Raw genomic sequence first — 14,550 nt, forward strand, 5'->3', positions numbered from 1 at the left:
GCCTTCCTCAACCCCGTTTGTCCTGAGCTTGTCGAAGGACTGTTCTTCTTACCGCTCGCAAGGAAGGACGGTGCTTCGACAAGCTCAGCACGAACGGGTGGTGGGGCGTCTGCCTATCATCGCCGGTCGCAGGCGTCATAGGCGCCGTTGACGCAGGCATCGACGCGGGCGCGCCAGTCGATGAGGCGGCGCTGATAGGCGGCGCGGGCGCGGACATAGTCGCGCTGGGCGTCGTCGGCATCGCGGGCCGCGCCGGCATCATCGCGTTTGGCGACGACGGCGGCGGCGTTGCGGTTGAGCTGTTCGGTGCGGAGACGATCGAGGCGGTGGGGCTCGTCCTCGGCGGCCTGGGCCTGGGCGGCGACGGGGAGGGCGAACAATGCAAGAAGCAGGAAGTGGCGCATCGCGCGAGCGTGCCGCTCGCCGTATTGCCGAGCGCTGAATGGCGGTACTTCAGGCCGTTGCGGGCTCAGCGGCCTTGAGCTGGGCTGCGGCCGTGTCGAACGCCTGCCACGCGGCACCGGCGAGGCTCGCGCCGACGCTGCAACGGCGGACGCCGAGCCGCGCATATTCGGCGATGCCCGCATGATCGGCTCCGACGACGACGTTGAGCGGCTTGGGCGCGACCGCCTGGACGAGTTCGGCGACCGCGCCGGGATCGAGCAGGAAGGGGACGAACAGGCAATCCGCGCCGGCCTCGGCATAGGCGACCGCGCGCGTGACGCTCTCGGCCACGCTCATGCCGGGCACGCGGAAATTCTCGTTGCGGCCGATCAGCATGACCGACGGATCGAGCGCGGCGCGCGCCGCAGCGATGCGATCGACCGCGTGCGGCAGATCGTACATGCGTTCGCCCGACCAGTCCTCGATCGAGACGCCCGCGACGCCCGTCTCGGCGGCGAGGAAGACGTTGCGGGCGACCGCGTCGGGATCGTCGGCGAAGCCATTCTCGAAATCGGCGTTGATCGGCAGATCGGTCGCGGCGACGAGCAGGCGGAGATGCGCGAGGACGGCTTCGAGGCCGAGCTCGCCATCCTGCCGGCCCGCGGCCCAGGCGGCGCCCGCGCTGGTCGAGGCGATCGCCCGGAAGCCGAGCTTCGTCAGGCGGACGGCGCTGCCCGCATCCCAGGCATTGGGGATCAGGAAGAAGCCGCTGTCGTGCAGGCGGCGGAAGGTGGCGCGCTTTTCGGCAATCGTCGGCACAGGCGTCGGCACAGGAATCTCTCCCGGGTTGCCCCCCTTGTAAAAGGTCGCGCCGCGCCGGGGAAGCGAGGGGCGACAGGGGCCGGACCGTGCCGGTCGGCCGTCTAAGCCACCGGCCCGTTCGCCACAGGCGGATCGAACAGGGGCACGCCCGCCGCATCGTACAGGATCGGCTGGACGCGGGTGTGGCGGTTGGGGTCGAGCAGGGGATCGCCCTTGATCAGCTCATAATCGCGCGCGTGGAAGACGAGCATGTCGCGGCCGCGCTCGTCGACGGTGAAGCTGTTGTGGCCGGGGCCGTAGATCTTGTGCGCGGGCGAGGTGGACATGACCGGGGTCTGGCTCTTGGTCCAGGCGGCGGGGTCCATGATGTCGGCATCGTCGCGCGCGGTGAGCATGCCCATGCAGTAGCGCGCATCGGTCGCGCTGGCCGAATAGGTCAGGAACAGCCGGCCGTGGCGCGCGAGCAATGCGGGCGCCTCGTTGACCTTGTAGCCGCGCACCTCCCACGGCAACGTCGGCACCGACAGGCGCGCGGGTCTGGCGGCGAGCGTCAGCGGGGTTGCGAGCGGCGCCAGATAGAGGTTGGAATTGGTCTCGATGCCGGGCTCGCGCTGCGCCCAGGCGAGATAGCGCGTGCCGCGGTGGACGAAGCTCGTCGAATCGAGCGTGAAGCTGTCCCACGGCGTCTCCAGCTGGCCGAGCACGGACCAACTGCCCGTCATCGGATCGGCATCGGTACAGGCGATCGCGAAGGTGCGGATGCGGAACACGTCCGCGCCGCCGCCGCTGGGGCCGGCGGCGAAATACATGATCCAGCGGCCGTCGATCCGGTGCAGCTCGGGTGCCCAGATATAGCCAGACATCGGACCCGTCGCGGGATGGCGCCACAGCACCGTCTCGGGCGCGGTGACGAGGCCCGCGATCGTGCGCGACCGGCGCAGCACGAGCCGATCATATTCGGGGACCGAGCCGGTCATCGTGTACCAGCCGTCCGCCTGCAGCGCGACCTGCGCATCGGCGCGGTTGCGGACGAGCGGGTTGATCGCGCGGGGGGCCGCGGGCGTCCGGGCGAGTGCGGGGAGCGCCGCCGTGGAGAGCGCGCCGGCGAGGAACAGGCGGCGGTGCGGATCGGTCACTGTGGGGGCCTTTGGTGAGCGTGGTGGGCGGAAGTGCGGCGCGGGCGGGTGGCAAAGCGGGCAGGCGCGGGGCGAGGGTGCCAAGCGCGGATCGGCGGAAAGTCACTGGAAAGTCGCACCTCGGCGCGCGCGAGCGCGCGCCCCCGCGCATGCGCACGCGCGTACGCGGGAGACGATCCTGACGGGCGGCGGGAGGTGGGGAAAGCGAGCGAGTGCATGCCGCAGCGTTTCACGTCATTTCCAACATTGCAAGACTTATGTTCTTTGTTTGTTCGCGATCTTGTCCGCAGCGCCTCGGGGGATTGTCGATCTGATTAATTCTAAATTGATGCGCCCTGGCGCGCCCGCGCGATGAGAGGCGGGTCTGGCGGAAGAAGCCCTCCTTGGCGCTTTCGATCAATCTCGACGGCCAGCCCAAACCACTGCAGCGCTTCCTTCAACTCACGGAAATTGTGAAGCTTTGTCGTGACGTCGCTGAGAGACAGGCGCTTGCCTCCGATAGACGTGATCGAGGTGGGAAAAGGATCGACTACAGATCTCACGCGACCGTCTCTCCCCTCTTCATCGCAAATGATAAAGTGCGCGATCTGATGGCGCGATTTGTACTTTTTGGTCAGCCGTGAGGCTATTCCTCGCCAGAGCCCTTTTATCCAATCGGCCAGTGACGATTCTTCAATGACGGCACTTACGAAGTCCAAGCGAGCGTCGAAGGCCACGAGCCGCCCCATGCCCGCGTGAAGCATACGCTGTCCCTCCGGTAGCAGCTCACATGCCACTATTCCTTCGACGTGCGGTTCCGTGCCTGTGTCCAGCACCGAAATCAGGATAAACGTCAAAACGATTTCGACTTCTGCCCATTCCGAAAGGGCGAACCCGACGGCAGCGGCAAGTTGATCCTTTTCTGCTTGAGAATTACTTACGGCTGCCATTTCCGTTCCGATCATGAATGCACCTCTCCGATCCGGAGGCGGTCGAGCAACTAGGCCGCGCTAGATTGTATCGTGGCGACCTCGCAAATCCCGTAAAAGCGAGAAGCGGAACTGGCCTCACGGTTCTCGGACAGCGCTGATATGATTAGCGCGAGGACGCTCTTCCCTTACAATTCACTTTGCTATCCGTTTTGGCGCAATGGAATATTTGCAATTGCGATACGGCTGTCGGGGTTTGCGATGCCAATCTCACGCAAAATCTCACGAAAGGCCCAAGCTACCTGCTTTGGATAGACGCACGGGCCTATGATGACATGCGAAAGCAATCGATTTAAATCGAGCCAAGGCATATTCAAACCTACCTGATCGCGGAGCGGAACCTCGCAGATCATCTGAGGAATGCCTCTAATCGTTCGGGTACAGGTTGATATGAATGCCGATGGCTCGGAGAGCGGGTGATGAATCACCCGCCACTCTTGCTCCTCCTCAAAGGCAGGATGCTTTGTCGACAACGTCGAAAACTGCAAGGAATTGAATAAAATCGAAGCTGCATTATCAAACGGAACCTGCGCGAGAACGTGTCTGTTATTTTCGATATTTTCGATCACGCGAACTAGTTCGCGGCTAAACTCAGTCACTCCTCCATACAGTACAGGGCTCGAATAGGCGCCCAAGCGGTCACTGTCGTGAGCGAAAACCTCGGTATTGAAGATTATGGCAACCCCTGACGTAGGCCCACCATAGGCTCTCCACATCGAAAGTCGGCCAAGCTGACTTTCTTGATTATGAGCTGACAATGAAGTCAGGTAAGTATGCGTTCGGGTGTGTACATCGACGTTATTTATTCGTTCCGTAACATTTCTAAAAAGCCCGGGATGAACAACGTCTATTGCCGCTTGCAACCTCGCGCCTAATCCAGATGAAAAGCTTTGCTCCAAACATGCGTTTCCATAGGCAACTTCCGAAAAGTCGTTCATTAAAGCAGCGTTGCGAAGCCAAAGGCTCTGATTTCCAAGAATTAAGGCAGCCGCTTCAGCGGTAGTGTAATGAGCCATTTTCAGGCCTTTTGCCGCTACCTCGGCAAAGCGATCATTGGCATAAGGGAAGGCAAAATCCGCGAATTGCTTAATCGCGTCTTGCTCAGCCACTTTAGCAAATGCCTCCCAGTAATGAAACTTACGCTACATCATTAATAAGCTGATGCCCTCTGTGCTAGTCTAGATTGGGCCGCAAATACCGCTCCGCCGTCGGCAGATCGATGCCGCGCCGCCCCGCATAATCCTCGACCTGGTCCTGCCCGATGCGGGCGACGCCGAAATACTGGCTGTCGGGGTGGCCGAAATAGAAGCCCGAGACCGCCGCGGTCGGGAGCATCGCGAAGCTTTCGGTCAGCGAGATGCCGATCGCGTCTTCTGCGCCCAGCAAATCGAACAGAATCGGTTTCAGGCTGTGATCGGGGCAGGCGGGATAGCCCGGCGCGGGGCGGATGCCGCGATACTGCTCCTTCACGAGCGCCTCGTTGGTCAGCTGCTCGCCCTCGGCATAGCCCCACAGATCGGTGCGGACATGCAGGTGGAGCCGCTCGGCGAACGCCTCGGCAAAGCGGTCAGCGAGCGCCTTCAAGAGGATATCGCGATAATCGTCATGCTCGGCCTGGAAGCGGGCGATGTGCGGATCGATGCCATGAATACCCACGGCGAAGCCGCCCATCCAGTCACCCGCCGGATCGATGAAGTCGGCCAGGCACATATTCGGACGGCCTTCACGCTTACGGATCTGCTGGCGAAGGAAAGACAGACGCACCTCATGCTCGGGCAGCACGTGGGCGGCGGCGAGGATATTCGCCGCGGCGGGCGCGATGGCGTCCGTCTCGGCGCTATGATCGGGATGGACGATCACGTCGTCGCCATGGCGGCGGCACGGCCAAAGACCGGCCATGCCGCGCGCGGTCAGCCATTTCTCGGCAATGATCGTGTCGAGCATCGCCTGCGCATCGGCGTAAAGGCTGCGTGCGCTTTCGCCGACGACCGCATCGTCGAGGATAGCGGGAAAGTTGCCGGCCAGTTCCCACGCGCGGAAGAAGGGCGTCCAATCGATATAGGCGCGCAGGTCCTCCAGGCTCCAGTCGTCGAAGACGTGGAGGCCGGGGTGGCGGGGGGCGGGGGGCTTTTGCGCGAAATCGGCGCCGAAGCCGTTGGCGCGCGCTTCGTCCAGCGTGGCGAGCAGGTTTTGCGGCTTGCCTTCGCGGGCGATGCGGACGGCCTCATATTCGTCGGCGGTCTTGAGGACGAAGGCGTCGCGCTGCGTGTCGCTCATCAGCGTCGAGGCGACGCCGACGGCGCGGCTGGCATCGAGGACGTGGACGACGGGCCCGTCATATTTGGGCGCGATGCGGAGCGCGGTGTGGACCTTCGAGGTGGTCGCGCCGCCGATCAGCAGCGGCATCGTCATCTCCGAGCGCTGCATCTCCTCGGCGACGGTGACCATCTCGTCGAGCGAGGGGGTGATGAGGCCGGACAGGCCGATCATGTCGGCGTCATTCTCGTTGGCGGCCTTCAGGATGTTGGGCCAGGCGACCATCACGCCGAGATCGATGACCTCGTAGCCGTTGCACTGGAGGACGACGCCGACGATGTTCTTGCCGATATCGTGAACGTCGCCCTTCACGGTCGCCATGATGATTCGGCCCTTGGCGCGCGTGCCCGCGACTTTCTCCGCCTCGATAAAGGGCAGCAGGTGGGCGACGGCCTTCTTCATCACGCGCGCGGACTTGACGACCTGGGGCAGGAACATTTTCCCTGAGCCAAACAGATCGCCGACGACGTTCATCCCGTCCATCAGCGGGCCTTCGATCACCTCGATCGGGCGGCCGCCGCGGTTGAAGATCTCCAGCCGCGCCTCCTCGGTATCGGCGACGACGTGCGCGTCGATGCCCTTGACCAAGGCATGTTCGAGCCGCTTGACGACCTCCCAGCCGCGCCATTCCTCGGCGGCCTTTTCGGCGACGGCATCGGTGCCACGGAAGCTCTCGGCGAGCGTAACGAGGCGCTCTCCGGCCTCGGGATCGCGATTGAGGATGACGTCCTCGCAGGCGGTGCGCAGCACGGGATCGATCTGGTCATAGACGTCGAGCTGCCCGGCGTTGACGATGCCCATGTCCATGCCCGCGGGGATGGCGTGATAGAGGAACACCGAGTGCATCGCGCGGCGGACGACCTCATTGCCGCGAAACGAGAAGCTCAGGTTGGAAAGGCCGCCCGAGATGTGGACGTGCGGGCAGCGCGCGCGGATCTCGCGCGTGGCCTCGATGAAATCGACGCCGTAATTGTTATGCTCCTCGATGCCGGTGGCGACCGCGAAGACGTTGGGATCGAAGATGATGTCCTCGGGCGGGAAGCCGATCCCCATCAGCAATTTGTAGGCGCGCTCGCAGATCTCGATCTTGCGCTCCTTGGTGTCGGCCTGGCCGGTCTCGTCGAACGCCATGACGACGACGGCTGCGCCGTAATTCATCACCTTGCGCGCATATTTGAGGAATTCGGCCTCGCCTTCCTTCATGCTGATCGAATTGACGATCGGCTTGCCCGAGACGCACTTGATGCCCGCCTCGATCACCGACCATTTCGAGCTGTCGATCATGACCGGCACGCGCGCGATATCGGGCTCGGCGGCGATGAGCTTGAGGAAGGTCGTCATCGCGTAATGCGCGTCGAGCAGCCCCTCATCCATGTTGACGTCGATGACCTGCGCGCCATTCTCGACCTGCGCGCGGGCGACCTCGATCGCCTTGGTATAATCGCCGCCCATGATGAGCTTCTTGAACGCCGCGGAGCCGGTCACGTTGGTGCGCTCGCCGATATTGACGAAGGTGGCGGTGGGGGTGGTCAAGAACTCATTCTCCGTTCGTCCTGAGCGAAGTCGAAGGACGTGCTTCAGGCGGCGTCACATATGGCCCGTGCTTCGACTACGCTCAGCACGAACGGGTTAAAGTCGCGAAGGCGTTACGCCGCCATCACGAACGGGTCGAGGCCGGCAAGCTTGAGGACCGGCTTGTTGGTCGGCACCGGGCGCGGCGCATAGCCTTCCACAGCCTTGGCCATCGCGGCGATGTGCGGCGGGGTCGAGCCGCAGCAGCCGCCGACGACATTGACGAGGCTCTGCTCGGCCCATTCGCGGATGAAGCCGCCGGTCGTCTCGGGCTGCTCGTCATAGGCGCCAAGATCGTTGGGCAGGCCCGCATTCGGATAGACCATCACGAGCGCGTCGGCGATCTGCGAGATGACCTGGACGTGCGGGCGGAGCAGGTCCGCGCCGAACGCGCAGTTGAGCCCGACGGTCAGCGGGTGCGCGTGGCGCACGCTCGACCAGAAGGCCTCGACCGAATGGCCCGAGAGATTGCGGCCAGACATGTCGGTGACGGTCATCGAGATCATCACCGGAATCTCGGCGCCGCGGTCCTCTTCGACTTCCTTGACCGCCATGATCGCGGCCTTGGCGTTGAGCGTGTCGAAGATCGTCTCGATCAGGATGAAGTCGACCCCGCCGTCGAGCAGCGCGCCGGCCTGGTCCTTGTAGACATTCTTGAGATCGTCATATTCGATCGCGCGATAGCCGGGATCGTTGACGTCGGGCGAGAGCGACAGCGTCTTGTTGGTCGGCCCGATCGCGCCGGCAACGAAGCGGGGGCGGCCGTCCTTTGCGGCATAATCGTCGGCGGCCCGCCGCGCGATATCGGCGGCGGCGAGGTTCATCTCGCGGACGAGATGGACCGCGCCATAATCCTCCTGGCTGATCGTGTTGGCGTTGAACGTGTTGGTCGAGACGATGTCCGAGCCGGCATCGAGATACTGGCGCGTGATCGTGTCGACGACGTCGCGGCGGGTCAGGACGAGCAGATCGTTATTGCCCTTCTGATCGAGCTCGAGCGCGTAGGCGCCGCGATAATCGGCCTCCTGCAATTTGTAGTTCTGGATCATCGTGCCGAACGCGCCATCGGTGATGAGCACGCGCTTGGCGGCTTCGGCGCGGAAGGCGGCGGCGATGGCGGAGGGGGTCATATGACGATCCTTGAACTAATTGTCCGCTCATCCTGAAGAGGGACTGAGCTTGGCGAAGGCCCGTCTCGAAGGACCATCACCGTCGTGTTCGTCCTTCGAGACGCCATTTCGACAGGCTCAATGGCTCCTCAGGATGAGCGGTTGGGTGCAGTGTTTACGCCGCCGCTTCCAGCGCCTTGTCCGCCTTGGCCGGGCGTTTGCCCAGCAGGTGGCAGATCGCATAGGCAAGCTCGGCGCGGTTGAGCGTGTAGAAGTGGAACTGGCGGACGCCGCCGGCATAGAGCTTGCGGCACAGTTCGGCGGCGATCGTCGCGGCGACCAACTGGCGCGCGGCGGCGTGATCCTCGAGGCCATCGAACAGCCGCGCCATCCATTCGGGCACATCGGTGTTGCACATCGCCGCCATCCGGCTCGTCGCCGCGAAGGTGGAGACGGGCATGATGCCGGGAACGATCTCGGCATCGATGCCGGCGGCGGCGACCGCATCGCGGAAGCGGAAGAAGGTCTCGGCCGAGAAGAAGAACTGGGTGATCGCGCGATCGGCGCCGGCATCGATCTTGGCGCGCAGATTATCGAGATCATGCTGCGCATTGGCCGAATCCGGGTGGCATTCTGGATAGGCCGCGACCGAAATCTCGAACGGCGCGATCTTCTTGAGGCCGGCGGTGAGCGCGGCGGCATTCTCGTAACCGCCGGGGTGGCTGACGAATTTCTCGCCGGCGCGCGGCGGATCGCCGCGCAGCGCGACGATGTGGCGGACGCCGGCTTCCCAATATTCGCGCGCGATCTGGTCGATCTCGTCCTTCGTCGCATCGACGCAGGTCAGATGCGCGGCGGCGGGGATATGGGTCTCGCGGACGATGCGCGCGACGGTCTGGTGGGTGCGTTCGCGCGTCGAGCCGCCCGCGCCATAGGTGACCGACACAAAGCGCGGCTCGAGCGGCGCGAGCGTCTGGACCGCGGCCCACAATGTCTCTTCCATCTTCTCCGACTTGGGCGGGAAGAATTCGAACGAGACGCCGATATCGCCGGCGACGTCCGCATAGAGAGGTGCTGCGAGCGCGCTTTGCGCCTCGTGGAGCTGGGTGAGCGAAAGTCCCATTACGCGACGGCCTTCAGGTGGCGGCTTTCGACGCGACGTGCGCCGAGCCAGAGTTTGACGGTAAGCTCGCCGCCGCGCAATTCGCGCGTGGCGGCGAGATCGAGCCCGGCGGCATCGAACCAGCTTTCGATCTGCGCATCGTCGAAGCCGAGCCGGACATGCGCATCGCGCTCGCGCAATTCCTCGCGATCATGCGCGGCGAAATCGACGATCAGCAGCCGGCCTTCGTCGGAAAGCGTGCGGCCGGCCTCGGCGATCGCGGCGGCGGGGGCCTGCGCATAATGGAGCACCTGGTGGAGCACGACCGTGTCCGCACCGGCATCGAGGATCGGGAGCGCGTACATGTCGCCCTGGCGCAGCTCGGTGCGCACCCGCCCGTCCTGCGGCACCTTGGCGCGGGCGAGGCGGAGCATTTCGGGGCTGCGATCGATGCCGACCGCGCTGTCCGCGCGATCGAGCAGCAATTCGATCATCCGTCCGGTGCCCGTGCCGATATCGACGAGCCGGCCGAGCGGCGCATCGAGCAGATCGACGATCGCACCTTCCACCTGCGCCTCGGCGACATGGAGCGAGCGGATAGCGTCCCATTCGGCGGCATGCTGATTGAAATAGGTCTCGGCGGCCGCCATGCGATCGGCGCGGACGGCGGCGAGGCGCGCGGCATCGGCGATCGCCCAACGCTCGGCGGACGGGTCTTCCCATCCGTCGATCGCGGCGAGCAAAGGTCCGTGGCGCGCGGCCGCGCCGAGCCCGAGGAAGATCCAGCTGCCCTCGCGGCGGCGATCGCACAGGTCCGCATCGGCGAGGATCTTGACGTGGCGCGAGACGCGCGGCTGGCTCTGACCGAGCACCTGCGCGAGTTCGCCGACGGACAGCTCCATCTGGCGCAGGAGCGCGACGATGCGGAGCCGGGTCGGATCGGCAAGCGCGCGGAAGACGGCGAGGGGCGCGGGCATCGTCCAGAAATCTCCTGGATTCGAGATATAAAGATGTCTTTATATGTGGTCAAGGCCTTGTCGGGTCGCAGGGCCTATGGCAGCGCCGCGCGCATGATCAAAAGCCGTTCGACTCCGCGTATTGCCGCCTTTTCCTTCGCGCTTCTCCTCGGCGGCTGCGCGACCGTGCCGGGGCAGGACCGGCTGGCGCAGCGCGATCCGCTCGAGAAATTCAATCGCGGCGTCTGGGGCGTCAACATGGCCGCCGACAAGGTCGTCATCAAGCCGGTGACGAGCGTGTATCGCGCGGTCGCGCCGAAGCCCGTGCGCAGCGGCGTCAGCAACTTCTTCTCGAACGTGACCGAGCCCTGGTCGTTCGTGAACAACATGCTGCAGGGCAAACCCAAGCGCGCGGTCAAGAATCTCGGCCGCTTCGTGATCAACACGACGCTCGGCATCGGCGGCCTGTTCGACATTGCGAGCCGGGAGGGGATCCAGGCGGCGCCCGAGGATTTCGGCCAGACGCTGGCCAAGTGGGGCGTGAATGGCGGGCCCTATCTGGTGCTGCCGCTGCTGGGGCCATCGACGCTGCGCGACGGCGTCGGCTCGGGCGTCGCCTTCGCCGCGGATCCGGTCAATGTCGGCATCCGCGAGTCCGATATCCCGAACAAGGCGGTGCTCGGCTATCGCGCGCTCCAGGTGATCGACGCGCGGTCGCAGCTGACCGACAGCGGGGGCGACGCCTTCCTCAAGAGCAGCCTCGATCCCTATGCGACGGCGCGCTCGGCCTATCTCCAGCGCCGGCGCGCGGCGATCCTGGACCAGGAGAATTCGTTCGAGGATGCCGGGCCGGCGGACGACGACCAGTCCGCAGGCGATACGGTGCCGACGCCGATCGGCGATGCGGGGACCGGACCGACGGCGGCGACCGAGGCCGTCGACAGCGCGACGGCAACTCCAGGCGCGACGGACGCAGCGACAATCGCAGCGCCGGCGCCCGCCGCGGAAACGACCCCGCCGGCGACGGCCCCGGCCGAACCGCCCAAGTGAGGCGCGCCGTACCGCTGGTGCTGGCACTGGTGGCTCTGGCCGGCTGCCAGCGATCGAAGCCCGACGCGCTGCCCGCCGACGCAGCGGCCGAGGCGCAGGCACGGACATCGGCCAAGGCTCTGGCGGACATCTCCGCAGCAGAGGACGCATCGCGGACGCCGCTGCCGGCGGCCGAGCGGGCGGCCGATGCCCCTTCGCCGAAACGCCGGACGGACGCACGCTCCGACGAACCTGCGCTGCCCGACGAGCTTCCGGAGAACGGGATCGAGCGCTAGCAGCCTTTGCGCGCCATCTTTCCCCCGTTTGTGCTGAGCTTGTCGAAGCACCGTTCTTCCTAGTCAGCAAAAAGCAAAACAGTCCCCTTCGACTGCCTGCCTGCGGCAGTCGCTCAGGACAGGCTTCGACAAGCTCAGGACGGACGGGTTTATAAAGCGCGCGGATGTCGCCGGACGAGATACTCACAGCTTAGTGGAGGCCGCGCGCCACGGGACGTTGGTTCCGCCCCCGTGCTCGGCTACAGGCCCGGGCATGCAACAGCCGGTCCGCATCGCCCCCTCCATCCTTTCCGCCGATTTCGCGAAGCTGGGCGAGGAGGTTCGCGCGATCGACGCGGCCGGCGCCGACTGGATCCATGTCGACGTGATGGACGGGCATTTCGTGCCCAACATCACGATCGGCCCGGCGGTGGTGAAGGCGCTGCGCGCGCACACGACCAAGCTGTTCGACGTCCACCTGATGATATCGCCGGTCGATCCCTATCTCGATGCCTTCGCCGAGGCCGGCGCGGACACGATCACGATCCATCCCGAGGCGGGGCCGCATACGCACCGGACGATCCAGCGGATCAAGGCGCTCGGCAAGCGCGCGGGCGTCTCGCTCAATCCGGCGACGCCCGCCAAGATGCTCGATTATCTGCTCGAGGATTTGGATCTGGTGCTGGTGATGAGCGTCAACCCCGGCTTCGGCGGGCAGAGCTTCATCGAGAGCCAGCTGCGCAAGATCGAGGCGATCCGCAAGGCGATCGACAAGACGGGCAAGGCGATCGATCTCGAAGTCGACGGCGGGGTCGATGCGAGCAACGCGGCGCGCATCGTCGCGGCGGGCGCCGACGCGCTCGTCGCGGGGACGGCGACCTTTCGCGGCGGGCCTTCGGCTTATGCCGCCAACATTGCGGGCCTGCGCGGGGCCTGATGGCCGGTTCGGGCGGAGACGAGGACGAGACGCACAGCGTCGAGCGCCGGCGGCTGCGCGGCGACGGCACGCGCGGTCTGTCGCTCGCCGACCGGCTCAACCAGCGGCTGCACCGGCTCGCCTGGCGATCGCCGATCCACAGCATGCGGCTGAGCGGACGCTACCCGCTGCAATTGATCGACGTGCCCGCCGATCCGATCCCCGGACGGCCCAAGGCCGGGCGCGCGCTGATGGACGGCGCGATGCTGTTCGGACAGGAGCGCGTGCCGATCGACAGCCTCAAGCGCGGCGGGCACAGCGCGGGCTTCGCCGAATATCGCCACAGTTTCGGCTGGCTGCGCGATCTGGCGGCCGCCGCTTCGCGCGAAGAGGGTGCGCCCGTCGCCGAGGCGATCGCACGGACCTGGCTCGCCGAACATGCGCGCACCGTCGCCGATCCTGCCTGGCGGCCCGATCTGTGGGGGCGGCGGATCCTGCTGTGGACCGCTTATGCGCCCTATCTCCTCAGCTCGGGCGACGAGGAGCTGCGCAAGACCCTGCTCAACACGCTCGCACGCGGCGCGCGGCATCTGGATCGCGCGGCGGACAGCGTGCCGCAGGGCGTCGCGCGGATCGCCGCCTGGTCGGGCGTCATCGCGGCGGGGCTGCTCATTCCGGGCGGGGATTTGCGCACCGCGCATGGCGAAGCGGGGCTGGCGCGCGCGCTGACGCAAGCGCTGCACGAGGATGGCGGTCTGGCGACGCGCGTGCCGGCGATGCAGCTCGATCTGATCGAGCTGCTCGCGCAATTACGCGCCGTCTATGAGGTGCGTGCGCGGCCGATGCCGGCAGCGGTGTCGGGGGCACTGGCGAAGGCTGTGCCGGCGCTGATCGGGGTCGTCCTGGGCGATGGCGGACTGTCGTCGTGGCAGGGCGGCGGGCCGGGCAGCGCCCATGCGATCGCCGCGGCGGTCGCGGCTTCGGGCGTGCGCGCGGAGGCGCTGTCACCGGCGCGCGACTGGGGATATCAGCGGCTGGAGGCGGGCGCCTCGCGGTTGGTGATGGACGCAGCACCGCCGCCTTCGGGCGCGCTGATCCGCGGCGGCTGCGCCTCGACGCTCGCCTTCGAGCTCTCGGAAGGCGCGCAGCGGTTGATCGTCAATTGCGGCGGCGCGCCGGGCCTGCCGGGCGAGCTCGCGCAAGGGCTGCGGACGACCGCGGCGCATTCGACGCTGACCCTCGCCGAGACCAACTCGACCGCGCTGCACGAGGACGGCTCGCTCGGGCGCGGGGTGGGGGAGGTCGATCTCGAGCGGAGCGAGGCGCGCGACGGGATGACGCTGGTCGCCTCGCATGACGGCTATGTCCGGCGGCACGGCTTCCGGCATGAGCGATCGCTGACCTTGTCGGCGGACGGGCGGACGCTGTCGGGCGACGACCGGCTGGTCCCCGCGGGGCGCCGGCGCGGGCTGGCGGCGACGCCGTTCGTGATCCGCTTCCACCTCGCGCCCGCGCTGGAGACGGTGCTGACCGCCGATGCGCATGGCGCGTTGATCCGCCCGCCCGAGGGCGGCGCCTGGCAGTTCCGCGCCGAGAGCGGGACGCTAACGATGGAATCGAGCGTGTGGATCGATCCGCTCGGCCGGCCGCGCGCGGCGCACGCGCTGGCGATCACGAGCGAGACGCCGCCGGACGGCGCCGCGATCGGCTGGTCGCTGCGGCGCGTGCGCTAGGCGCTCAGCCGCCGCCGATGCCGCGCGTGATCTTGCCGCTGCCGCCGCATTCGGCGCAGTCGCCGCCGTCGATATGGCCGCTCCCGCCGCAGATCGGGCAGAGATCCTCGCCGGTGCCGGGGGTGCCGGGCGCGGCTTCGTCGCCGGGATTGAGGGCTGGATCGTCCATATGCTGCTCTCCGCTGATTTGCGGAGTTAACGGGCGAGAGCGGCGCGCGATCCACCGAGCGCG

Annotated in this window: 13 protein-coding genes and 1 pseudogene; 4 read left to right on the forward strand and 10 right to left on the reverse strand. The window is 66.1% G+C overall.

What is annotated here, in order from left to right; genetic code table 11:
• Window positions 1–116: 116 nt before the first annotated feature.
• The 9 genes and pseudogenes from Q4F19_RS01660 to Q4F19_RS01700 form a co-directional block, all read right to left on the reverse strand.
• On the reverse strand, window positions 117–404 hold the full coding sequence (locus tag Q4F19_RS01660; RefSeq protein ID WP_303539400.1) for a hypothetical protein: 288 nt from the start codon (window positions 402–404) through the stop codon (window positions 117–119).
• 49 nt (window positions 405–453) lie between these two features.
• Window positions 454–1,215 (reverse strand): isocitrate lyase/PEP mutase family protein, encoded by a 762-nt coding sequence (locus Q4F19_RS01665; RefSeq protein ID WP_303539401.1) that lies wholly within the window; start codon window positions 1,213–1,215, stop codon window positions 454–456.
• 98 nt (window positions 1,216–1,313) lie between these two features.
• Window positions 1,314–2,342, reverse strand: a pseudogene (locus Q4F19_RS01670) (glycoside hydrolase family 43 protein); the annotation flags it as partial.
• A gap of 320 nt (window positions 2,343–2,662) precedes the next feature.
• A complete protein-coding gene (locus tag Q4F19_RS01675) occupies window positions 2,663–3,286 on the reverse strand; it encodes a hypothetical protein (RefSeq protein WP_303539402.1) in 624 nt (207 codons plus the stop codon).
• A gap of 167 nt (window positions 3,287–3,453) precedes the next feature.
• Complete coding sequence (locus tag Q4F19_RS01680) at window positions 3,454–4,419, reverse strand: DUF2971 domain-containing protein (RefSeq protein WP_303539403.1); 966 nt, start codon at window positions 4,417–4,419, stop codon at window positions 3,454–3,456.
• 64 nt (window positions 4,420–4,483) lie between these two features.
• On the reverse strand, window positions 4,484–7,159 hold the full coding sequence (gene metH, locus Q4F19_RS01685) for a methionine synthase (protein WP_303539404.1): 2,676 nt from the start codon (window positions 7,157–7,159) through the stop codon (window positions 4,484–4,486).
• Window positions 7,160–7,272: 113 nt separating this feature from the next.
• Window positions 7,273–8,328 carry a homocysteine S-methyltransferase family protein gene (locus Q4F19_RS01690; RefSeq protein WP_303539405.1) on the reverse strand — a complete coding sequence of 352 codons (1,056 nt, stop codon included), beginning with the start codon at window positions 8,326–8,328 and terminating at the stop codon, window positions 7,273–7,275.
• A gap of 154 nt (window positions 8,329–8,482) precedes the next feature.
• Window positions 8,483–9,430, reverse strand: coding sequence for a methylenetetrahydrofolate reductase (gene metF / locus Q4F19_RS01695; RefSeq protein WP_303539406.1), 948 nt, complete (start codon window positions 9,428–9,430; stop codon window positions 8,483–8,485).
• Window positions 9,430–10,386, reverse strand: a complete 957-nt coding sequence (locus tag Q4F19_RS01700) for an ArsR/SmtB family transcription factor (RefSeq protein ID WP_303539407.1) — start codon at window positions 10,384–10,386, stop codon at window positions 9,430–9,432. Before Q4F19_RS01700 ends, metF begins: the two co-directional genes overlap by 1 nt.
• 93 nt (window positions 10,387–10,479) lie before the next feature.
• Between Q4F19_RS01700 and Q4F19_RS01705 the strand changes: the two genes are divergently transcribed.
• From Q4F19_RS01705 to Q4F19_RS01720, 4 genes are all read left to right on the forward strand, one after another.
• On the forward strand, window positions 10,480–11,415 hold the full coding sequence (locus Q4F19_RS01705; RefSeq protein WP_303539408.1) for an MlaA family lipoprotein: 936 nt from the start codon (window positions 10,480–10,482) through the stop codon (window positions 11,413–11,415).
• Window positions 11,412–11,690: a hypothetical protein gene (locus Q4F19_RS01710; RefSeq protein WP_303539409.1), complete on the forward strand. Its 279-nt coding sequence runs from the start codon at window positions 11,412–11,414 to the stop codon at window positions 11,688–11,690. The genes Q4F19_RS01705 and Q4F19_RS01710 overlap by 4 nt, the downstream gene beginning before the upstream one ends.
• A gap of 253 nt (window positions 11,691–11,943) precedes the next feature.
• Window positions 11,944–12,606, forward strand: coding sequence for a ribulose-phosphate 3-epimerase (gene rpe / locus Q4F19_RS01715; RefSeq protein ID WP_303539410.1), 663 nt, complete (start codon window positions 11,944–11,946; stop codon window positions 12,604–12,606).
• Window positions 12,606–14,318, forward strand: a complete 1,713-nt coding sequence (locus Q4F19_RS01720; RefSeq protein ID WP_303539411.1) for a heparinase II/III family protein — start codon at window positions 12,606–12,608, stop codon at window positions 14,316–14,318. The genes rpe and Q4F19_RS01720 overlap by 1 nt, the downstream gene beginning before the upstream one ends.
• 4 nt (window positions 14,319–14,322) lie before the next feature.
• Here Q4F19_RS01720 and Q4F19_RS01725 read toward each other — a convergent pair whose 3' ends face one another.
• A complete protein-coding gene (locus Q4F19_RS01725; RefSeq protein ID WP_303539412.1) occupies window positions 14,323–14,487 on the reverse strand; it encodes a hypothetical protein in 165 nt (54 codons plus the stop codon).
• Window positions 14,488–14,550: the final 63 nt, after the last annotated feature.

The organism is Sphingomonas natans (assembly GCF_030546695.1).
In the GTDB taxonomy this organism is placed as follows: Bacteria; Pseudomonadota; Alphaproteobacteria; order Sphingomonadales; family Sphingomonadaceae; genus Sphingomonas_I; species Sphingomonas_I natans.